The organism is Sphingomonas sp. NPDC092440 (genome assembly GCF_044754985.1).
GTDB lineage: Bacteria > Pseudomonadota > Alphaproteobacteria > Sphingomonadales > Sphingomonadaceae > Sphingomonas.
Window position 1 is genome coordinate 216,048 of record NZ_JBIVQA010000007.1, and the last position, 20,276, is coordinate 236,323.

The following is a 20,276-nucleotide window of genomic DNA, read 5'->3' on the forward strand; positions in this document are numbered from 1 at the left end:
CATGAAGATCCTGATCGCCGAAGACGACCGCGAAACCGCCGATTACCTCGCCAAGGGACTGGCGGAATCCGGGATGAACGTCACTGTCGTCGCAAACGGCCCGGATGCGCTGTTCCATGCGACGCAGCAGCAGTTCGACGCGATCATACTCGACCGGATGCTCCCGGGGATCGACGGCCTGGCGATCCTCAGGATGATCCGGGCCGGCGGGATCGCGACGCCGGTCCTGCTCCTTACCGCAATGGCCAAGATCGCGGAGCGGGTCGAGGGGCTGGAGAGCGGCGCCGACGACTATCTCGTCAAGCCCTTCGCCTTTTCGGAGCTGCGCGCCCGGCTCAACGTGCTGATCCGCCGCCCCGCGGCCTCCGCCGCACCTGCCGAAACCATGCTGCGGGTCCGCGATCTCGAGCTCGATCTGCGGCGGCGGCGCGTGACGCGCGGCGGAATTCCGATCGATCTCCAGCCGCGCGAAGTGCTGATGCTCGAGGAGCTGATGCGCAATTCCGACCGGATCATGACGAAGACGATGCTGCTTGAACGGGTCTGGGAGTTCGATTTCGATCCCCGCACCAACATCGTCGAGACCCATATCAGCCGGTTGCGCGCGAAGCTCAACGCCGGGTTCGACACCGACGCGATCCTGACCGTGCGGGGCGCCGGCTACACGATCCGCACCGAATGAAGCTGCATTTGCCCCGCTCCACCTTCGGGCTCGCCGCGCTCGCCAGCCTCACGCTCTGCATCGCCACCATCCTGCTTGGCGGGATCGTCTATTTCGTGTCGCACGAGGCGCTGGAGCAACAGCTCGACCACCGCATCGCCGCCGAGACCAGCAGCCTGAAGACCGTCGCCGAACAGGACGGGATCCATGCGCTCCGGACCGCCATCGCACGGCGCGAGGACGGCCACAACACGAACGGGCTGGGCTATATGCTCTTCACCGGTTCCGGCACCAAGATCGCGGGCAAGTTCGACGCGGCGCTGCCGCGTCCCGGCTGGCACGAGCTGCTGCCCTTCCATGACGCCCGCGAGCGCGCGAACATTGCCCAGGCCCTCGCGACGCCGCTGCGCGACGGCTATGTGCTGGTGGTGGCGGCGGACCGCACGCCGATCGACGAGATCGACCGCTCGATCCTCATGATCTTCTCCGCGGCGTTCGGCGCGATGCTGCTGATCGGCGCCACCTGCGCCTGGGGCCTCGGTTTCGTGGTCCGACGCCGCCTCGGGCGCATCCATGCGACGGCGGAGGCGATCATCGACGGCGATCTGAGCCGCCGCGTCGACCGCGACGAGGTTCCGAACGAATTCGACAGGCTGGCCGAAACGCTCAACCGCATGCTCGATCGCATCGGCGCGCTGCTCGAGAATCTGCAACAGGTCACCACCGACATCGCGCATGACCTGCGGACGCCGCTCGCGCGCCAGCAGCAGATCCTCGAAGCCGCGCTCGACGCCGATCTCGACGCGGACGCATGCCGTGACGCCATCCGCCGCGCCGCGGATTCCAGCGAGGAGATACTGAACATCTTCACGGCCATGCTGCGGATTTCCGAAGTAGAGACCTATCAGGTTCGCGAGGGGTTCCGGCCGGTCGACCTGTCGGAAGTGGCCGAGCGGGTTGCCGACGCCTTTCGCGCGAGCGCAGAGGCGACCGGGCACGAAATCGCACTGGATATCGAGGGAGAGGCAATCGTCGAGGGCGACCGGCACCTGCTCGCGCAGATGTGCGCGAACCTGGTCGAGAACGCGCTCCGGCACACGCCTGCCGGCACGCGGATCGCGATTGGCGTGCAGCGACGGGCGGATGCCGTGCGCCTCGTCGTCGCCGACACCGGGCCGGGCGTTCCGCCCGCGGAGCGCGCGCGCGTCCTCCAGCGCTTCGTCCGGCTGGAGCACAGCCGCTCGACCCCGGGGCACGGCCTCGGGCTGAGCCTGGCGGCAGCCATTGCCCGCGCGCATTTCGCGACGATGGAATTGTCCGACGCGGCCCCCGGCCTGCGGATCGTCATCCGCTTCGGCGGCTGAGCCGGCCCGATCGGGAGAAGGCGGCGGCCCTGCGCGGCGCCGCCGCCTCTCGCCTCAGGCGAAGATCGCCTCGAGATCGGAAGGCGCGATGCCCTCCTTGAGCTGACGCAGCTCGACATAGATGCTCGCCTGCACCGCCACCATGACCATGCTGGCGAGCGCGCTTGTCGCAGCACCGACCAAAGCGGTCAGGAAGGCATTGCCGATCGCCTCCATCGCCGCGGTGAGGAAGCTCACCGGGATGCTGAGCACCCAGAGCAGGACGAGGACGATGAGCATCGTCAGAAAGATGCGCCAGCGCGCGCCGCTGGTCAGCGCCGCGCTGCGGCTGAACGCATCGAGGATCCCGATCTTCTCCTGGACATAGGCCGGCGTGACCACCGCCCATACCAGCCACAGGATGACCCCGGTACGATCAGCAGCATGAAGCCGATAATCACGCCGACGCCGGCGAGCAGGCCGATCGCGATCATCGGCAGGATCATGCTGATCCCGACGGCGAGCAGCTGGCCGAACTGCGGCGTCTCGCCCGACAGGTGCATCACCGTCGCGCGGGTGAGCCCGGCCTGGAGGATCGCCCCGGTGACGATCGAGACCAGCCAGGTGAGGCCCATCATGCCCCAATAAGGCCCATCATGCCCCAATAGGAGCCGCTGTAGAACATGCTGGAGCTCGCCGAGGCGCCCTGCAGGGTGAAATTGCTCGCCTGCCAATATCCCAGCACGAACTGGGGCGTCCCCGCCAGTACCAGCGCAAGCCCGCAGAATAGCAGGAAATTAGACCCGATGGTTTCGAATGCGCGCGAAATGACCGCGCCGATTTCGTAGCGCGCTCCGCCAATATCCGCTTCAGCCATGATTCCCCTCTTTCATAGAAGTGCAATCGACGCTGAAGAAAGACTGAACAAAAAACGGTCGCAAAGTCCAGTCTTACCGGGGTTTCCCGCGGCAGGCTGTTCCGGTAGCAAAGGGCGCGTGGGGGATTCGACGTGACCGTACAGGGATCGACTGCGCAGTCCGTCGCCAGGGCGCACGAGGCCCTGCGCGCGCGTTCCGACATCCAGTTCGAGATGAGCGCCGCCAAGCCGCCCGAGATTCCGCCATGGATGCGCTGGCTGGCCAGGCAGCTCGGAGAAGTCGCGCCCTATATGGGCTGGATTCTCCTGGCCTGCGTGGTCATCGGCGCGGCCATCATCCTCTATCTCGTCATCAGCTCGCTGATCCGTGCCCGCCCCTCGGGCGATGCCGAGGCGGCGGCGACCCAGGACGTCGCCGCCTGGCGCCCCACCGAGAAGGCCGCGCGCGCGCTGCTCGCCGATGCGGAGGCGCTGGCCGCCCAGGGGCGCTACGAGGAGGCGGTTCATCTGCTGCTGTGGCGCAGCCTGGAGGACATTCAGCGCCATCGCCCGCGCCTGCTCCGCCCCGCGCTCACCAGCCGCGAGATCGCCGGATCCGACTGGATGCCCGGCGTCGTCCGCCGGGCTTTCGCCGCCATGGCCGCGCCGGTGGAGCGCAGCCTGTTCGGCGGCCGCAGCCTGGCCCGGACGGACTGGGAGGAAGCCCGCGCCGCCTATGGCGAGTTCGCGCTGCCGGGGGCATGGCGATGAGCGACGAATCCGCGGCCACGCCCTTCACGCTGCGCACCGTGCTGGTCCTCGCGCTGCTCGGCGTGGTCGGCTTCGTCGCCTTTCTGCTGCTCACCGCCTATGCCGACGATCTGCAACCCGCGCAGCGCCCGGGCAACCATGCGCTCGCCACTTCGGCGGTGGGCTTTGCCGGAGCGGCGGATCTGGTGCGGCGGGTGCACGGCGCGGTGAAGATGGTGCGCCGCGACGGCGACCTCGACACCGGCGACATATTGGTGGTGACGCTGGAACCGACGACCAGCCCCGATATGATCAAGCGGATCATCGATCGCCGGGCCTCGCAGCCGACGATCCTGGTATTGTCCAAATGGCTGACCATGCCGCGCCCGGACAAGCCGGCCTGGGTAAGTTCGTTCGGCAGCCTTCCGCCAGGCGCGGCCTCGCGACAGATCGCCCAGGTCACCGAAGCCCGGGTGCAGGAGAATGCCCAGGGCCTGCGGACCATCTCCGGCGACGGGCTCGAGCCCGTGATCGACGACGGGCAGGGCGGCGCCCTGGTCGCCACGCTGAAGAACCAGCCGACGCTGATCGTCGCCGATCCCGATCTGCTCGACAATCAGGGCCTCAAGACGCTTGCGGGCGCCGAGCGGGCGATGGAATTGCTCGACTGGTTCGACGACGGCGAGCGCGGCATCGCCTTCGACCTCACTCTCCACGGCTTCGGGAGCAATCCCAACCTGCTCAAGCTGGCGTTCGAGCCGCCCTTCCTGCCGCTCACCTTGTGCCTGCTGATCGCGGCGCTGCTCGCCGGCTGGCACGCGATGCTGCGCTTCGGCCCCGCCCTGCCCGAGGCCCGCGGCGTCGCCTTCGGCAAGCGCGCGATCGCGGAGAATGGCGCGGCGCTGCTGCGCCTGGCCGGGCGGCGGCATCGCACCGGCGATCGCTATGCCGCGCTGATCCGCGAGGCGGCGGCGAACGCCACCGGCGCACCGGCCAATCTGCAGCCGGACGCCCTCGACAGCTATCTCGACCGGCTCGACAAGAATGGCGAGCCCTTCACCGCCCTCGCTTCCCGCGCGGGCCATGCCCAGGACACGCGCGCGCTGCTCGATGCCGCCCGCGCCCTCTACCAATGGAAAAGGACCGTCACGCGTGAACATTGAGGAAGTGAAGGCGCTGGGCGACGCGATCCGCGCCGAAGTGGGCAAGGCCGTGGTGGGGCTGGACGAAGCGGTGGAGCTGATGCTCGTCGCGCTGTTCGCCTCGGGGCATATTCTGCTCGAAGGCCCGCCGGGGACGGCGAAGACCTTCCTCGCCCAGTGCTTCGCGCGCGCGGCCGGGCTCGACTATGGCCGCATCCAGTTCACGCCCGACCTGCTGCCGGGCGACATATTGGGCTCCAACCTGTTCAACTTCCAGACGAGCCAGTTCACCCTGACGCACGGGCCGATCTTCACCGAGCTGCTGCTCGCCGACGAGATCAACCGCACCCCGCCCAAGACGCAGGCGGCACTGCTGGAGGCGATGCAGGAGCGCACCGTCACGATCGACGGGATCGACCACAAGCTCTCCGACCGGTTCATGGTCGTCGCGACGCAGAACCCGATCGAGAGCCAGGGCGTCTATCCGCTGCCTGAGGCGCAGCTCGACCGTTTCCTGTTCAAGTTCGAGGTCGGCTATCCGAGCCTGGAACAGGAGCGCGCGATCGTGGCCCAGCAGGGCAGCCGCTTCGGCATGCCCCGGCCCGAGCAATGGGGTGTGGCGCGGGTCGCCGATCACGCCACGATCAGCGCGGCCGCCGACGCGGTCGCCGGCGCCCGGCTGGCCGAGGAAGTGGTGGACTATGTCGTCCGCCTCGTCCGCGCGACCCGCGCCACCGGCGACCTGCAGATCGGCGCGAGCCCCCGCGCGGCGGCCACGCTCGCCGCGGCGGCGCGCGCGCATGCCGCACTGGACGGGCGCGACTTCGTGCTGCCCGACGATGTGAAGAAGCTCGCCCCGGCGGCGCTGCGCCACCGCGTGATCCTCTCGCCCGCCGCCGAGATCGACGGCCGCACCGCCGATGCGGTGGTCGCGGGCCTGATCGAGCAGGTCGAGGCGCCGCGTTGATCCGACCCAGCATCCGCTGCGTGCTGCTGGCGGCCGCGGGAGCGCCGCTGGCGCTGCTCGTCGGCGTGCTCGCGCCACAGCTCTGGTTCGCCGGGCTGGTGTGGGTGCCGATGATCCTCGCCTTCGCCGCGATCGACGGGCTGCTCGCGCCGCGCGCGCCGGTGCTGAAGACGTCCTGCCCGGGCACGATCGAGATCGGCGCGCCGCTGATCGTCGAGATCATGGTGGCGGACAGGCCCATCGACGGGCTGGAGCTGGCAGTGGCGACCGGCCCCAGGCTGGCGCCGCGCGCCAGGGGGCGCCTCCGGCTGGCACGCGGCGAAAACCATGCCGCGATCGCCTTCCTCCCCGTGCGAAGGGGCACCGAGAAGGTGGAGGCGCTGTGGAGCCGCTGGACCGGCCCGTTCGGCCTGGTCTGGCGCCAGCGGGTGGAGAAGCTCGATCGCCTGGTGGTGATCACGCCCGATATCCGGCCGGTGCGCAATTCGGCGCATCTGCTGCTGCGCGACGCGCAGATGGGCGAGATGGCGCGAGTCGATCGCGGCGAGGGCAGCGAGTTCGAAGCGCTGACCGAATGGCGCTCGGGCATGGAGCGCCGCACGATCGACTGGAACCACAGCGCCCGCCACCTCCAGCTGCTCGCCCGCGAGAACCGGATCGAACGCAACAACCAGATCGTCTTCGCGATCGATACCGGCCGAGTGATGTGCGAGCCGATCGACGGCCTGCCGCGCGTCGACCGAGCGATCACCGCGGCGCTGCTCGGCGCCTATGCCGCATTGAAGCTCGGGGACCGGGTGGCGCTGTTCGGCTTCGATTCGCAGCCGCGGGTCGCCTCCGGCGCGGTCTCGGGCACCCGCGCCTTTCCGCTGATGCAGCGGCTGGCCGGCCAGCTCGACTACAGCACGGCCGAGACCAACTACACGCTCGGACTCGCCACGCTGGCGGGTGACCTCACCCGGCGATCGCTGGTGGTGATCTTCACCGAGTTCACCGATCCCACCGGTGCCGAGCTGATGCTGCGCGCCGCCGTGAACCTGCTGCGCGGGCACCTGGTGCTGTTCGTGATCCTCGCCGATGACGAGCTGGAGGCGCTGGCCGCGGCCGAGCCCCTGGCGATCGACGATGTATCGCGCGCGGTGATCGCCGCTTCGATGCTGCGCGAGCGGCGGATCGTCCAGGCGCGGCTCCGCCATGCCGGCATCCATGTGCTGGAAGCGCGGCACGATCAGGTGGGCCCGGCGCTTGTCCGTCAATATCTCGATTTCAAGCGGAGGAACCTGTTGTGAGCGGCGGCGCATTGTCCCAGTTCGCCAGCGCCCGCTTCCGCGAGGCGCGCACGGTGGACTGGCTGGAGCTGGAGCAGCGCATCCGTCAGATCGAACGCGGCCGTGCCGGATCGCTTTCGGACGAGGACCTGCTCGAGCTGCCGGTGCTCTATCGGGCCGCGCTTTCCTCGCTCTCGGTCGCGCGCGAGACTTCGCTCGACGCCGATCTGGTCGCCTATCTCGAGGCGCTGTGCGCGCGCTCCTATTTCGTGCTCTACGGGGTCCAGCCTCCCCTGCGCCGGCGCATCGCGGCATTTTTCGGGGCAAGCTGGCCGCTGGCGCTGCGCAGCCTGGCGCGCGAGACGCTGATCGCGGTGCTGATGATGCTGCTCGGCGGCATCGCGGCCTATTGCCTCGTCGCCAGCGACCCCAGCTGGTATCATTCGATCGTGCCCGAGGGACTGGCGGGCGGACGAGGGCCGCAATCGAGCCCGGCGGAGCTGCGCCAGGGCCTTTATGACGGCGGGGGCGACGGCGGCAACATGCTCGGCGCCTTCGCCACCTATCTGTTCACTCACAATGCCCAGATCGCGCTGATGTGCTTCGCGCTGGGCTTCGCCTTCGGGGTGCCGACGCTGCTGCTGCTCGTCTATAATGGCTGCATCATCGGGGCTTTCCTCGCAGTGTTCGTCTCCAAGGGACTCGGCCTGCCGCTGCTGGCCTGGCTGACGATCCACGGCACCACCGAGCTGTTCGCCATCGCCATTGCCGGTGCGGCCGGGCTGCGCATCGGCATGGCCCTGGCCTTTCCGGGCCAGCACGCGCGCACCACCGCCACTGCCAGAGCAGGGCGCACCGCCGCCTTTGCCATGATCGGCGTGGTGCTGATGCTCGCGGTGGCCGGGCTGCTCGAGGGCGTGGGGCGGCAGATGATCACCTCCGACCTGGTCCGCGTGGCGATCGGCGGCGCCGCGCTGCTCGGCTGGCTGCTCTATTTCTACGTCCTGCCGGTACGCAACGGAGACTCGGATGGCTGAGGCGCACACCGCAACGGGCGGGGGCCGGGTACGGGACGGCAATCGCCGCACCTTCGTCACGCCCGAAGGCGTGGACCTGAAGCTCGACATCGCCACCATCGGCGAGCGGGCCGGCGCCTTCATGCTCGACCTGGCCGTGATCATACTCACGCTGGTGGTGCTCACCGTCGGCCTGCTGCTGGTGCTGGTGGGCACCGGAAAGGCGCTGGCGCAGATCCTGGCGATGATCTGGCTGCTCGGCTTCTTCACGCTGCGCAACGGCTATTTCGCGATCTTCGAGCTGGGTCCGCGCGCGGCAACGCCGGGCAAGCGGCTGATGCGGCTGCGCGTGGTGGCCCGGGATGGATCGCGCCTGCGCGGGCATCAGGTGGTGGCGCGCAACGCGATGCGCGAGCTGGAGCTGTTCCTGCCCCTTTCCTTCCTGGCCTATCAGAGCTCGGCGGGCATGGCGACCTTCGCCACCGGTCTGTTCGGGCTGCTCTGGACCGGCATCTTCCTGCTCTTCCCCTTCTTCAACCGCGACCGGCTGCGCGTCGGCGACCTGATCGCCGGCACCTGGGTGGTCCGATTGCCGCGCCGCAGCCTGAACCACAGCGTCGCATCGCGCGCCGAGCCCGAACAGGCCCGTTATGGCTTCACCGACGCCCAGCTGAACGTCTATGGCGAGTTCGAGCTGCAGAAACTCGAGGAAGTGCTGCGGCGGAACGACGAATATTCGATGATGGTCGTCGCGCGGACGATCCGCGAGCGGCTCGGCATGGCTGGCGGCGAGGGCGACGAGCACGCCTTCCTCGAAGCCTATTACACCGCGCTCTGCCAGCGATTGGAACGCAACATGCTGTTCGGCAAGCGCAAGAAGGACAAATATCAGCGCTAGGTGGCGAACAACTGCCCCAAATCCCGGAATGCCTTGAATTCCAGCGCGTTGCCGGCCGGATCGAAGAAGAACATCGTCGCCTGCTCGCCGGGCTTGCCCGGGAAGCGGACGTGCGGCTCGATCGCGAATTCGGTGCCTGCGGCGCGCAGCCGCCCGGCCAGCGCCTCCCATTCCTCCCAGCCGAGCACCAGCCCGAAATGCGGCACGGGCACCGCGTCGCCGTCGACGGCGTTGCGCGCCTTCACGCCCGCGCCCGCCGCCTTGTGGACCACGAGCTGGTGGCCGCGGAAATCGAAGTCGATCCAGTGGCCCGGATCTTCCCGCCCCTGCGGACAGCCGAGCGTGCCGCCATAGAAGGCGCGCGCCGCCTCGATATCGTCGACGGGAATGGCGAGATGGAAGAGCGGCGCGGTCATGCGCGCCAGCATAGGAAAGCCCGCGCGATTGCGGAAGACCGGCAAGGGAATGGAAACCGGTTTCCATGCCCGGTGCGCGGCCCTATACCGAGTGCCATGATCCCGGCCCTGTTCCGCATCGCCCCCGACGACAGCACCGCCACGGCGCTGCGCGACATGGCTGCCGGCGAGGAAGCGCTGGGCGTCACGCTCGCCGGGCCGGTGGCGAAGGGGCACAAGGTCGCGGTGAAACCGATCGCGGCGGGCGAGCCGGTGCTCAAATTCGGTTTCCCGATCGGCCTGGCCACCCGCGCGATCGCGCCGGGCGAGCATGTCCACACCCATAATGTCGCGACCGCGCTCGGCGGCGGCGGCGACTATGCCTTCACGCCGGCCGCGCGCGCGCCGGCCCGGATCGAGGGCCCGGCCTTTCTGGGCTATCGTCGCGCCGATGGCCGGGTGGGCACCCGCAACGAGATCTGGGTGATCCCCACCGTCGGCTGCGTCGCGCGCACCGCGCAGAAGATCGCCGAGCGCGCCGCGGCGCTGCACCCCGGCAAGATCGACGGCATCCATGCCTTCCCCCATCCGTTCGGCTGCTCGCAGCTGGGCGACGACCTGCAGGGCACCCGCGCCATCCTCGCGGCGCTGGCCAGCCACCCCAATGCCGGCGGCGTGCTGATCGTCGGGCTCGGCTGCGAGAACAACCAGATCAGGGGCATGCTGGAGGAGATCGACCATCCCAATCTGCGCACCCTGGGCGCGCAGATGGCGGATGACGAAGTGGAGGAAGGCCTGGCGCTGGTCGCCGAGCTGGTCGAGGGTGCCTGCGCCGAGCGCACACCCGCACCGTTCTCCGAGCTGGTGCTCGGCGTGAAATGCGGCGGTTCGGACGGTTTTTCCGGGCTCACCGCCAATCCGCTGGTCGGGCGCATGGCGGATGCGGTGACCGCCGCCGGCGGCACGGCGATCCTCACCGAGATTCCCGAGATCTTCGGCGCCGAGCAGCTGCTGATGGCGCGCGCCCGCGACGAGGCGGTGTTCGCGGCGATCGTCACCCTGGTCAACGACTTCAAGGCCTATTTCACCCGCCACGGCGAACCGGTCTCGGAGAACCCCTCTCCCGGCAACATCGCCGGCGGCATCACCACGCTGGAGGAGAAGTCGCTCGGCGCGGTGCAGAAGGCCGGGCATGCCATCGTCACCGACGTGATTGCCTATGGCGGGCGGGTGCGCCGCCACGGGCTGACGCTGCTCGAGGCGCCCGGCAACGATGCGGTGTCCTCCACCGCGCTGGCGGCGGCGGGCGCGACGGCGATCCTGTTCACCACGGGGCGCGGCACGCCGCTCGGCTTTCCGGTGCCGACGATCAAGATCGCCTCCAACCACGACCTCGCCACGCGCAAGCCGGGCTGGATCGACTTCGATGCCGGCCGGGTGCTGGAGGACGGGATGGAAAGCGCCGCCGACGCGCTGCTCGAGGCGATCGCCGCGATCGCATCGGGCAGGGAAACCGCCGCCGAGCGCAACGGCGAGCGCGAGATCGCGATCTGGAAGCGCGGCGTCACGCTCTGACGCGCCGCGATCTTCTCAAGGATTGAAACATCTCCGTTTCGAAACGGGCGAGTCATGACTGTGCTGCCCGCCGCTTTCTGTTAACCATATCGCGCGCGACTCAGGGGGAATAGCGTGGCGATCATTCTGGCTTCGATCGGCAGTCTTGCAGCGGGCGCGGCGCATGCCGCGGCTGCCCGGCCGATCAGCGCCGAGGCAATCTACTGGCCCGCCTGGATCCTGGTGGGCGGCGTGCTGATCGCGCTGCTGGCCGTGATCGGCGTGCTCACGTCGCTCAAGGCCGCGCTGCTCGCCAAGCCGAGGAAGCGGGACGAGGAATTCACCCGCATGCTCTGCAAGCAGGTGTGGAAGCACACGGCCGTGGTGACCGACATCTTCGCCCAGCGCCTGCGCCAGCCCCAGCGCGACGTGGTGACGCTGCGGGTGCTCCTGCGCCTGCTGCGCGAGGACATTGCCGGGCCGGTCAACTTCGTCGAGCAGATGCGCCCGCACGCGCCCGCGACCTGGCCGGACTATGAGCTGTTCGCCGCCTTCAACAATTGGGGCGGCCAGATCCGCGCGATGGAATCGCAGCTGGCAGACCTGCAGCAGATGCTGAGCTATCCGGCGGTGAAGGAACCGGTCGACGCCCACCGCGACGCGATGCTGGTTCATTTCTACGCCACCGAGCAGGTGGCGATGGGCCAGACGGTGTCGACGCTCGGCAATCATGCGATCGCGGTGTGCGACGCGGCGCGGAAGCTGCTCAAGAAGGAGCCGTCCGGCGGCTTCAGGTTCGGCGGCGGCGATCATGATCCGGACGCGCAGGAGCCTGGCTGCCCGGCCTGTGGCGGGGGCCAGCACAGCGTCTATGCCGGTGCCAATGCCCGCGACCTGCTGCCCCTGCCCGATCCGCCCGAAAAGCCGAAGAAGAAGGAAGAGCCCAAGCCCGTCCCCGCGCAGATCTGCTGTTGCGTGACGCCGCGGCCCTGCCATTGCGCCCCGGTGCCCTGTACCTGCGCCTGCAGCTGCAAGGCGGCGGATGCGCCGGCACCGGCCCATCACTGATCGTTTCGGCGGCGACGGAACATTGCTGCACCGCGATAAACCGGAGGTGCCCGGCATTGAAGCGTTAACGCTCCTCCCCTAGGGTCGCGCACAGGGGTTCTCCGGGTGGGTTGATGACCGAGTTTCTCGTCTTCGCTTATGCGATGCTGGCCATGTTCGTGATCCAGTCGCTGCAGCGCAACAAGCGCGAGCAGCGCGCCGATTCGCAGATGGTCACCATGGTCGGCTGGGGGCTGTTCTCGCTCTCGTCGACGCTGGCGGTGCTGCTCGGCTCGGTCGCGCTCGCACTCGCGCTGGGCGCCAATATCCCCCTTCCCCCGGGCTTCGAAGCGCCGCTATTCTGAGCGGCATGCCGCTTTACGAATTCGCGGGGCATCGCCCCCAGATCGCCGAGGATGCCTGGATCGCGCCGAGCGCCGACCTGATCGGTGACGTGCGCCTGGCCGCGCTGGCCTCGATATGGTTCGGTGCGGTCATCCGTGCGGACAATACGCCGATCCTGGTGGGCGCCCGCTCGAACATCCAGGACGGGGCGATGCTCCATTCGGATCCCGGCGCGCCCTGCACCGTGGGCGAGGACGTGACCGTGGGCCATCATGCGATCCTGCACGGCTGCACGATCGGCGACCGCACGCTGATCGGCATGGGCGCGACGATCCTGAATCGCGCGGTGATCGGCGAGGATTGCCTGGTCGGCGCGGGCGCGCTGGTGACCGAGGGCAAGACCTTCCCCGCCGGCCATCTGATCGTCGGCTCGCCCGCCAAGGCGATCCGGCCGCTCGACGACATGCAGAAGGCGCTGCTCAAGGCCAGCGCCGCGCTCTACGCCGCCAAGCAGCGCGAATATGCCGCAGGGCTGAAACGGGTCGACTGATCCGCCGCCCGTCGCTCGGACAACCGTCACAATATCGCCCTAGCCCGGACCTCTTTCGAATCGGGTCGGGGGTTGCGATGGGTTTGTTCGACTGGTGGAAACGCCGCGCCAGGGCGCAGGCGCCCCTGCCCGCGCCGATCGCGCCGCCGCCCGCCGTTCCCCCACCTGAGCCCGAGTCCGAGGGCCGGTGGCAGACCGGCGTGGAAGCCGATCGCCTCTGGGTCCGCGATCCCGAAGGCGGTCGCCGGGCCGTGGCGCTCGACGCGCTCATGGCGGTCGCGATCGAGACCAGCGATAGCGGCCCGGACGAGCGCAGCGCCTGGTGGCTGTTCTACGGGCCGGACGAGGATGTCGCCTTCACCCTGCCGCTGGGCGCGCGGGGCGAAGGCTCGATGGTCGAGCGGATCGCCGCGCTGCCGGATTTCCGCCACGACATGTACGCATCGGCGATCCGCTCCACCGACATCGACACCTTCGTGATCTGGCAGCGGCCGCTGGATTAGGGTGAGAACCCGAACAAGCCGTTGAAACTCCACCCGTCATCCCCGCGCAGGCGGGGATCCAGGTAGTCCGGGATGATCGAAGCAATCACGCGCTTGCTTGCGGGAACCGGCAAGGCGAGCCTCGCGCCCCTTGCCTCTGGCCCTGGATCCCCGCCTGCGCGGGGATGACGAGGAAGGGAAACGGGAGTGACGAGGAAGGGATAGCCGGGGTCCCGCTATCTCGCCAGCGCAAGCAGCAGCGGGATCCCGGCTCAAGGCCGGGATGACGGTAGAAAATCAGATACTTGCTTGGGTTCTCAACCTAGGGTCGAGACCCGATCAAGGCTCTGATTTCGTCACTCCGCATTGCCAACGTCATCCCCGCTGTCTCGGAGATGACGAAGGAGAATATGGGTCCCCAACCCAAGCCGCACCCGGCCGAGTCGGCCCTGCCACCGAAACGATTGCGCCGCGCGCAACCATGGGTGCCGTAGCGTCGCCGGCATCGGGCTGGACGGCCATTCCGGTTTCGCTACAAAACTGGTCCATGGCACTGCCCCCCCTCTTCGATCGCCTGCGCCTTCCCGTCATCGGATCGCCGCTGTTCATCATCTCCGTGCCCGAACTGGTCATCGCCCAGTGCAAGGCGGGGATCGTCGGCTCCTTCCCGGCGCTCAACGCGCGGCCGGACACCAGGCTCGACGAATGGCTTCACCAGGTCACCGAAGAACTGGCCGCCTGGGACCGCGATCATCCGGACACGCCCGCCGCGCCCTTCGCGGTCAACCAGATCGTCCACCGCTCCAATCCGCGCCTCGAGCATGACGTGGCGGCCTGCGCCAAATGGAAGGTGCCGATCGTCATCACCTCGCTCGGCGCGCGGCCCGAGCTCAACGACGCGGTGCATGGCTGGGGCGGCATCACGCTGCATGACGTGATCGACGACCGCTTCGCCCACAAGGCGATCGAAAAGGGCGCGGACGGGCTGATCCTGGTCGCGGCGGGCGCCGGCGGCCATGCCGGGCGTCTCAGCCCCTTCGCGCTCGTCCAGGAAGTGCGCGAATGGTTCGAGGGGCCGGTGGTGCTGTCGGGCGCGATCGCCAATGGCCGCTCGGTGCTGGCCGCCCAGGCGATGGGCGCCGACCTCGCCTATATCGGCTCGCCCTTCATCGCCACCGACGAGGCCAATGCCGCCCCCGCCTACAAGCAGGGCATCGTCGACGGGACGGCGGACGACATCGTCTATTCGAACCTCTTCACCGGGGTGCACGGCAATTATCTGAAGGCGTCGATCGTCAATGCCGGGCTCGATCCGGACAATCTTCCCGAAAGCGACCCCAGCGCGATGAATTTCGGCGGGGCCAAGGCCTGGAAGGACATCTGGGGATCGGGCCAGGGCATCGGCGCGGTGCACGCGATCGAGCCCGCCACGGTGAAGATCGAGCGGATGAAGCGGGAATATGCCGCGGCCAGGGCGGCGCTCTGCGGCTGAGGCGCTGCGGTTGAGCCGGCGCCGCCCCGGCCAGGGGCGGCATGCCAAGGGTCAGAAGGCGGCCGCCAGCCGATCCATCATCGAGCGCGCCGGGCTCTCGATCGTCACCGTCTCCTCGAGCGACTCGTCGAGCCGCGCGACCCGGCGGTACAGATCGATGCTGGTGTTGATGATCGCCACCGCCTGGGGCGGCATCGCGTCGAGCAGCGCTTCCTCGGTCTCGGGCGCATCGCCCAGCCGACGCGAGGAGGAAAGCGCGTCGTGCGGCGTCAGTTCGCCGGCATCGACCGCACGCTGGGTGAGCAGCCAGGCGATGATGTGCATCAGCCGCGTCGTCACCTTGAGCGATTCGCAGGAAAAGGCGACTCGGTTCAGCGCTTCCAGCGCCTCGCGCTCGTCCCGGCCCAGCTCGTCGAAATAGGCGCGGGCCTCGTCGGCCAGCAGCATCGCCTCGACATAGAGCGTGTCGATCAGCTTGCGATGGATCGTCGTCGCGCCCTGTTTCCTCATGAAGATGACGCTGCCACAGCCCGCATGGTAACGAAATGCTTAATTTCGCAGTGATTTCGTCCCGATCCGGATCAGGCGATTATATCGGGGATCAACTGGTCCTCGAGCAGCACGATCTCGTCGCGCAGCATCAGCTTGCGCTTCTTGAGGCGCGCGATCTGAAGCTGGTCGGACGTGCCCGTGGCGAGCAGCGCGTCGATCGCCGCATCCAGGTCGCGATGCTCGGTCCGCACCGCTTCGAGCCGTCGCACAATCTCTTTCTCGTCCATCGCGAAAGCCCCCGTAGCGGGACCTCCCTGCACCAGCCCGCGAGGCTCCGCAACGGATCATCGCGCGATTTCCGCAGGCTGTCGATTAGCCGCCGGTTAGCCGCGTTTCCCCCGCGACAAAGCTGTGGAAAAGTGATCTAGTCATGCGTTCCGGCCACCCGAAGAAGGAGACTGCTTCGATGCAGAACGCGCATTTCTCGGCACTTTCGGCCAAGCACTCAGTGCTCGACCAGCGAATCGCCGCCGAATCGCAAAGGCCCCGCCCCGACCAGATGGTCCTGGCTTCCCTGAAGAAGCAGAAGCTTCGCATCAAGGAAGAAATGGCGCGCTAGCAGCGCCGCGCAACAGGGGTGTGGCCCAAGCCGCACCCCGACTGCGCGAAATCTCCAAAACCTGGTTCCGAAATCACGCGAGCCGATGGATATCCGGCTCGCGAAAGCCTCAGCGGCGCGTGAAGATCGGCTTCACGAAAGTCGGCGTCTGCGTGCCCCCGCCTACCGGCTTGCGGGCGAGCAGCGGATCGATCGGCGTGTCGAAGGCGATGCCGACGCGGCCGTCGGTCGCCCAGGCGATCCGGCCGCTGACCCAACCCACGCCGCGCACTTCCACTTCCACCGGCGCGCCCCGCTCGATCGGCTGGGTATATTCGGCCATCAGCCCGCCCTGCGAGAGATTGCGCACCCGCACCTGCTCGTCCGGGCGCCCCGCCACGCGGAACTGCGCGGCCAGCATCAGGCTGTCGCGCGAACCGTTGCGCTGGCTGGCGGCGAAATCGTCCGCCGAGAGCGCCGTGAGAGGGTCAAAGGAAAACTGGTCCATCGTGTCGCTCGAAACGCAAGGGGTTACGCGCGCAGAATAGAGCAGCAAACCTTGTCGAAACGGTAAACGAAGGCCGAAAATGTGCCCCCGCCGCCGAACGGAGGAGGCACAAAAAAGGAGGCCTTCAGCCCCCTGCTATTCGTCCCGCGATACCTTCTCGTTGCGCTCGTGGCGTTCCTGCGCCTCGACGGTCATCGTCGCGATCGGCCGCGCTTCCAGGCGGCCGAGGCTGATCGGCTCGCCGGTCACCTCGCAATAGCCATATTCGCCGTCCTCGATCCGGCGCAGCGCGGCGTCGATCTTGGAGATCAGCTTGCGCTGACGATCGCGGGTACGCAGCTCGATCGACCAGTCGGTCTCGCTCGAGGCGCGATCGGTGAGATCGGCCTCGCGCAGCGAGTCGGTCTGCAGCTGGTTGAGCGTCCCCGCGGCCTCGCGGTAGATGTCGTCCTTCCACGCGTTCAGCTTGTCGCGGAAATATTCCAGCTGGCGCGGGTTCATGAAGGGTTCGTCGTTGCTCGGCCGATAGCCGTCGTCGCCGTCATTTGCGGCGGGAGGAACGCGTTTACCCGGTTCGTCGAAGCGATCCAAAACAGTAGCCATCCCCACTCTCCACTACGGTCCTCAGTAAGGCCCGAGCCTTACGGAGACCGTTTGCCCTGCGCGGCCCTATACTTACGCGCGGCGGCGTTAACAAGCGCGCCGTCATTTTAATCCACAGGCGTAATACCCCGTAAATGGAGGGAAATTAGCGGCGGCTGAATTGGGGGCCCGTCCACCGGGAATTAACCGATAATGTTCGCGGGCCAGCGGACAGGAAACGCCCGTTCCGTGCCGAAGTAGAACATTAACCATCGCGAGACAAATCCGAGGCCCGAAAAATACGCGTAAATATGGTTAAGCGGCCTTAACGGCATTGCACTTAACAATTTGTTTTGCACTTTCCCCGCATTGAAGAGTGTGAAGCTGCTGACGGTCCCGCGGGGAGCGACACGCCAGCAACGGGAAGAGTGGGAACAATGTCGGTTCGCATGGCCTTGGCTAAACTGTGCGCCTGCACTTGCGGGGGCGCGGTGATCGGCGGCGGTGGCGTCTACGTCACCGAACGCATCCACCAGCCGCGCGTGGTGAAGCACGTCACCGTCACGAAGAAGCGCGTCGTGAAGCGCACCGTGGCGCGCCCGGTTAAGCGAGTCGTCAAGCGCACGGTCACCACCACCACCCAGGGCCAGCCCCAGGTCGTCGTCGTCACCGCGCAGGGCGCCCCCATCCCGGTGCCCCCGCCCTATGGCGAGATGCCGGTGGTTTCGTCGAGCAGCAGCGGCTCCTCCTCGGGCGTGATCGGCGGCTCGGGCGGCGGCGGCTTCATGGGCGGCTTCTTCGCCGGCGGCTTCTTCGGCGGCTCGAGCAGCTCCGGCGGCTCGAGCGGATCCAGCGGCATCAACATCGAGATCTCGTCGTCCAACTCGTCCTCGTCGGGCGGCTCGACCTCCACGTCCACCGGCGGCTCCTCGACCTCGACGGGCGGGTCCTCGACCTCCACCTCCACCGGCGGTTCGTCGACCTCGACCTCCACGGGCGGCTCCTCCACCTCCACTTCGAGCGGCCAGATCAGCTCGACCTCGACCTCATCGTCGAGCGGCGACGTCTCATCCTCTACCTCGACCAGCTCGAGCACCTCGTCGTCCAACAGCTCCTCGACCAGCTCGTCCAACTCGTCGTCGACTTCGTCCTCGTCGAGCGGCCATTGGAGCAATTCGAGCGGCTGGAGCTCGAACGGCGGGCACGGATCGAGCAGCCATGGCGGTTGCCGGCGCGACTGTGGCGGCAGCAGCTCGGGCGGTCCGGCACCGGTGCCGGCCCCGCCGATGATCCTGCTGTTCGGCGGCGCCGCGGCGGCGCTGGTCGCCCGCAAGCGCTTCATGAAGAAGAAGGCGCCGGACGACCAGCCGCAGGACTGAACCCGTCCCGGCCCGGTCGCCGCCGGCCCTACCCTATTCGGCGTTGATCAGCGCCTCCTCGATCTGCGGCACCGTGTGGCGGGTCAGGTCCTTGGCGATCTCGGCCTTCAGGCGATCGCTCACTTCCTTGTGATAATGTTTGCGGAGCTCGCCCAGCGTGCGCGGCGGCGCGACGATGATCAGCGATTCGAACTCGTTGCGCAGCGCCCGCGCCTTGAGCAGGGCCGCGGCGTCGGCCGCGAAGCGATCCTCCTCCAGCTGGTGGAAATCGGTCTCCTCATAGGCGCTGCGCCGCGCGCCGACGCTCTGGAAGGAGCGGCCGGGCGCATCGCTCGCCTGCGCGCCATTGGCCGGGTTCTCCTGCTCCTCCTTGCGCTCCACCTGCAGGTTCGGGCGCAGCCCATCGCCCTCGTTGCGCAGCATCAGCAGCTTGCGACCATCGGCGACCAGAACGATCGCATCATGGGGAACCCGCATATCCTGTCTCCTTCGTTGATCCTGCCACATTGAACGCCGCCACGCGCGCCAGGGTTGCGCCCGGGCGGGAGCCCGGTCATACGCCCGGCATGCACGACATCCGCGCCATCCGAGAGAATCCCGCTGCCTTCGACGCCGGCCTGGCGAAACGCGGACTGGAGCCGCAGGCGGCCGCGCTCGTCGCCCTGGACGAGAAGCGGCGCGCGCTGATCACCGAGGTGCAGGCCGGCCTGGCGCGCCGCAACGAAGCCTCCAAGGCGATCGGCGCGGCCAAGGCGGCGAAGGACGAAGCGGCCGCCACGGCGCTGATGGCCGAAGTGGCCGGCCTCAAGGAGCGGCTGCCCGCGATCGAGGCCGAGGAGAAGGAAGCCGGCGAGGCGCTGGAGGCCCGGCTCGCCGGCCTGCCCAACCTTCCCTATGACGACGTGCCCCAGGGCGCCGACGAGGATGACAATGCCCTGATGGCCACCGTCGGCGCGCCGACCGTCCTCGCCTTCGCGCCGAAGGAGCATGACGCGATCGGCCCGGCGCTCGGCCTGGACTTCGAGACGGGCGCCATGCTCTCCGGCGCGCGCTTCACGCTGGTGCGCGGCGCCGCCGCCAGGCTGCACCGCGCGCTCGGCCAGTTCATGCTCGATACGCTGGAGGCCCAGGGCTATGAGCAGACCGTCCCGCCGCTGCTGGTGCGCGACGAGGCGGTGTTCGGCACCGGCCAGCTGCCCAAGTTCGCCGAGGACCTGTTCCGGACCACCGACGGCCGCTGGCTGATCCCCACTGCCGAGGTCTCGCTGACCAACATCGTCCGCGAGCAGATCCTGGCCGAGGAGGAACTGCCGCTGCGCTTCACTGCGCTCACCGCCTGTTTCCGCTCGGAAGCCGGCGCCGCGGGCCGCGACACGCGCGGCTTCATCCGCCAGCATCAGTTCGAGAAGGTCGAGATGGTCTCGATCACCACGCCCGAGCAGAGCGAGGCCGAGCACGAGCGCATGACCGGATGCGCCGAGGGTATCCTGACCGCGCTCGGCCTGCCGTTCCGCCGCATGAAGCTGTGCACCGGCGACATGGGCTTCACCGCGGCGCGCACCTATGACCTGGAAGTGTGGCTGCCCGGCCAGGGCCGCTATCGCGAGATCTCGTCCTGCTCGACCTGCGGCGATTTCCAGGCGCGCCGGATGAACGCGCGCTACCGGCCGGCGGGCGAGCCGGCCGGCGGCACCGGATCCGCCAGGAACCCGACCCGCTTCGTCCACACGCTCAACGGCTCGGGCCTGGCGGTGGGCCGCACGCTCGTCGCCGTGCTGGAGAACTACCAGCAGGAAGACGGATCGGTGGCGATCCCCGAGGCGCTCAAGCCCTATCTCAAGGGGCTGGACCGGCTCGAACCGGCAAACTGAGCACCTCCGCATTCAGACGTACCTGACGCGCGCGGAAATGCGCGATATGGTATGACCGGATATGGTTAATTTGGGGGTCG

General features: G+C 68.2%; 26 protein-coding genes. 17 read left to right on the forward strand and 9 right to left on the reverse strand.

The window, feature by feature from the left end; translation table 11 throughout:
- The first annotated feature begins 1 nt into the window (after position 1).
- Both ACIQCS_RS13930 and ACIQCS_RS13935 read left to right on the forward strand, forming a co-directional pair.
- Entirely contained in the window at positions 2–682 is a 681-nt protein-coding gene (locus tag ACIQCS_RS13930; protein ID WP_345851580.1) for a response regulator transcription factor, read from the forward strand.
- The gene (locus tag ACIQCS_RS13935) at positions 679–2,025 is read left to right on the forward strand and encodes an ATP-binding protein (protein ID WP_345851579.1); all 1,347 of its coding nucleotides are present in this window, start codon (positions 679–681) and stop codon (positions 2,023–2,025) included. The genes ACIQCS_RS13930 and ACIQCS_RS13935 overlap by 4 nt, the downstream gene beginning before the upstream one ends.
- A gap of 54 nt (positions 2,026–2,079) precedes the next feature.
- On the opposite strand, the gene ACIQCS_RS13940 is transcribed toward ACIQCS_RS13935, so the two are convergent.
- Genes ACIQCS_RS13940 through ACIQCS_RS13950 form a run of 3 tightly spaced genes read right to left on the reverse strand, consistent with a single transcriptional unit; the run spans position 2,080 to position 2,881 of the window.
- Entirely contained in the window at positions 2,080–2,406 is a 327-nt protein-coding gene (locus ACIQCS_RS13940) for a hypothetical protein (protein WP_345851578.1), read from the reverse strand.
- Complete coding sequence (locus ACIQCS_RS13945) at positions 2,337–2,642, reverse strand: hypothetical protein (protein ID WP_345851577.1); 306 nt, start codon at positions 2,640–2,642, stop codon at positions 2,337–2,339. Before ACIQCS_RS13945 ends, ACIQCS_RS13940 begins: the two co-directional genes overlap by 70 nt.
- Positions 2,639–2,881 carry a hypothetical protein gene (locus tag ACIQCS_RS13950; protein WP_345851576.1) on the reverse strand — a complete coding sequence of 81 codons (243 nt, stop codon included), beginning with the start codon at positions 2,879–2,881 and terminating at the stop codon, positions 2,639–2,641. Before ACIQCS_RS13950 ends, ACIQCS_RS13945 begins: the two co-directional genes overlap by 4 nt.
- Before the next feature lie 132 nt (positions 2,882–3,013).
- Here ACIQCS_RS13950 and ACIQCS_RS13955 point away from each other — a divergent pair, with 132 nt between their 5' ends.
- The 6 genes from ACIQCS_RS13955 to ACIQCS_RS13980 are packed head-to-tail and all read left to right on the forward strand — an operon-like array spanning position 3,014 to position 8,901.
- Positions 3,014–3,631 carry a hypothetical protein gene (locus tag ACIQCS_RS13955; RefSeq protein ID WP_345851575.1) on the forward strand — a complete coding sequence of 206 codons (618 nt, stop codon included), beginning with the start codon at positions 3,014–3,016 and terminating at the stop codon, positions 3,629–3,631.
- Positions 3,628–4,773 (forward strand): hypothetical protein, encoded by a 1,146-nt coding sequence (locus ACIQCS_RS13960; RefSeq protein WP_345851574.1) that lies wholly within the window; start codon positions 3,628–3,630, stop codon positions 4,771–4,773. The genes ACIQCS_RS13955 and ACIQCS_RS13960 overlap by 4 nt, the downstream gene beginning before the upstream one ends.
- Positions 4,763–5,719 (forward strand): MoxR family ATPase, encoded by a 957-nt coding sequence (locus ACIQCS_RS13965; protein ID WP_294051601.1) that lies wholly within the window; start codon positions 4,763–4,765, stop codon positions 5,717–5,719. The genes ACIQCS_RS13960 and ACIQCS_RS13965 overlap by 11 nt, the downstream gene beginning before the upstream one ends.
- Complete coding sequence (locus ACIQCS_RS13970; protein ID WP_345851573.1) at positions 5,716–7,008, forward strand: DUF58 domain-containing protein; 1,293 nt, start codon at positions 5,716–5,718, stop codon at positions 7,006–7,008. Before ACIQCS_RS13965 ends, ACIQCS_RS13970 begins: the two co-directional genes overlap by 4 nt.
- A complete protein-coding gene (locus ACIQCS_RS13975; RefSeq protein WP_345851572.1) occupies positions 7,005–8,024 on the forward strand; it encodes a stage II sporulation protein M in 1,020 nt (339 codons plus the stop codon). Before ACIQCS_RS13970 ends, ACIQCS_RS13975 begins: the two co-directional genes overlap by 4 nt.
- The gene (locus ACIQCS_RS13980) at positions 8,017–8,901 is read left to right on the forward strand and encodes an RDD family protein (protein ID WP_345851571.1); all 885 of its coding nucleotides are present in this window, start codon (positions 8,017–8,019) and stop codon (positions 8,899–8,901) included. The genes ACIQCS_RS13975 and ACIQCS_RS13980 overlap by 8 nt, the downstream gene beginning before the upstream one ends.
- On the opposite strand, the gene ACIQCS_RS13985 is transcribed toward ACIQCS_RS13980, so the two are convergent.
- Positions 8,898–9,317: a VOC family protein gene (locus tag ACIQCS_RS13985; protein WP_345851569.1), complete on the reverse strand. Its 420-nt coding sequence runs from the start codon at positions 9,315–9,317 to the stop codon at positions 8,898–8,900. The genes ACIQCS_RS13980 and ACIQCS_RS13985 overlap by 4 nt on opposite strands.
- Before the next feature lie 96 nt (positions 9,318–9,413).
- Between ACIQCS_RS13985 and ACIQCS_RS13990 the strand changes: the two genes are divergently transcribed.
- From ACIQCS_RS13990 to ACIQCS_RS14015, 6 genes are all read left to right on the forward strand, one after another.
- Positions 9,414–10,871, forward strand: coding sequence for an altronate dehydratase family protein (locus ACIQCS_RS13990; RefSeq protein WP_345851567.1), 1,458 nt, complete (start codon positions 9,414–9,416; stop codon positions 10,869–10,871).
- Positions 10,872–10,985: 114 nt separating this feature from the next.
- Entirely contained in the window at positions 10,986–11,918 is a 933-nt protein-coding gene (locus ACIQCS_RS13995) for a hypothetical protein (protein WP_345851566.1), read from the forward strand.
- A 113-nt stretch (positions 11,919–12,031) separates the two neighbouring features.
- Entirely contained in the window at positions 12,032–12,262 is a 231-nt protein-coding gene (locus ACIQCS_RS14000) for a hypothetical protein (protein ID WP_280279177.1), read from the forward strand.
- Positions 12,263–12,267: 5 nt separating this feature from the next.
- Positions 12,268–12,792, forward strand: a complete 525-nt coding sequence (locus ACIQCS_RS14005; protein ID WP_345851565.1) for a gamma carbonic anhydrase family protein — start codon at positions 12,268–12,270, stop codon at positions 12,790–12,792.
- 77 nt (positions 12,793–12,869) lie between these two features.
- The gene (locus tag ACIQCS_RS14010) at positions 12,870–13,295 is read left to right on the forward strand and encodes a hypothetical protein (protein WP_345851564.1); all 426 of its coding nucleotides are present in this window, start codon (positions 12,870–12,872) and stop codon (positions 13,293–13,295) included.
- 526 nt (positions 13,296–13,821) lie between these two features.
- Positions 13,822–14,766: a nitronate monooxygenase family protein gene (locus tag ACIQCS_RS14015; RefSeq protein WP_280279180.1), complete on the forward strand. Its 945-nt coding sequence runs from the start codon at positions 13,822–13,824 to the stop codon at positions 14,764–14,766.
- Between the two features lie 51 nt (positions 14,767–14,817).
- Here ACIQCS_RS14015 and ACIQCS_RS14020 read toward each other — a convergent pair whose 3' ends face one another.
- Together ACIQCS_RS14020 and ACIQCS_RS14025 are read right to left on the reverse strand one after the other, a co-directional pair.
- Positions 14,818–15,276, reverse strand: a complete 459-nt coding sequence (locus ACIQCS_RS14020; protein WP_345851563.1) for a DUF1465 family protein — start codon at positions 15,274–15,276, stop codon at positions 14,818–14,820.
- 71 nt (positions 15,277–15,347) lie between these two features.
- The gene (locus tag ACIQCS_RS14025; protein ID WP_280279182.1) at positions 15,348–15,545 is read right to left on the reverse strand and encodes a YdcH family protein; all 198 of its coding nucleotides are present in this window, start codon (positions 15,543–15,545) and stop codon (positions 15,348–15,350) included.
- 179 nt (positions 15,546–15,724) lie between these two features.
- Here ACIQCS_RS14025 and ACIQCS_RS14030 point away from each other — a divergent pair, with 179 nt between their 5' ends.
- Positions 15,725–15,877: a YdcH family protein gene (locus ACIQCS_RS14030; RefSeq protein WP_078103281.1), complete on the forward strand. Its 153-nt coding sequence runs from the start codon at positions 15,725–15,727 to the stop codon at positions 15,875–15,877.
- Between the two features lie 109 nt (positions 15,878–15,986).
- Here the strand turns inward: ACIQCS_RS14030 and ACIQCS_RS14035 are convergent, their stop codons facing one another.
- Positions 15,987–16,364, reverse strand: a complete 378-nt coding sequence (locus tag ACIQCS_RS14035; protein ID WP_280279183.1) for a PilZ domain-containing protein — start codon at positions 16,362–16,364, stop codon at positions 15,987–15,989.
- A 135-nt stretch (positions 16,365–16,499) separates the two neighbouring features.
- A complete protein-coding gene (dksA, locus tag ACIQCS_RS14040; RefSeq protein ID WP_345851560.1) occupies positions 16,500–16,967 on the reverse strand; it encodes an RNA polymerase-binding protein DksA in 468 nt (155 codons plus the stop codon).
- A gap of 416 nt (positions 16,968–17,383) precedes the next feature.
- On the opposite strand from dksA, the gene ACIQCS_RS14045 reads away from it, so the two are divergent.
- Entirely contained in the window at positions 17,384–18,325 is a 942-nt protein-coding gene (locus ACIQCS_RS14045; RefSeq protein WP_401531162.1) for a PEP-CTERM sorting domain-containing protein, read from the forward strand.
- A gap of 33 nt (positions 18,326–18,358) precedes the next feature.
- On the opposite strand, the gene ACIQCS_RS14050 is transcribed toward ACIQCS_RS14045, so the two are convergent.
- Complete coding sequence (locus ACIQCS_RS14050; protein ID WP_345851558.1) at positions 18,359–18,802, reverse strand: host attachment family protein; 444 nt, start codon at positions 18,800–18,802, stop codon at positions 18,359–18,361.
- An 89-nt stretch (positions 18,803–18,891) separates the two neighbouring features.
- Between ACIQCS_RS14050 and serS the strand changes: the two genes are divergently transcribed.
- Complete coding sequence (gene serS, locus ACIQCS_RS14055) at positions 18,892–20,196, forward strand: serine--tRNA ligase (RefSeq protein WP_345851557.1); 1,305 nt, start codon at positions 18,892–18,894, stop codon at positions 20,194–20,196.
- The last annotated feature ends 80 nt before the right edge of the window (positions 20,197–20,276 follow it).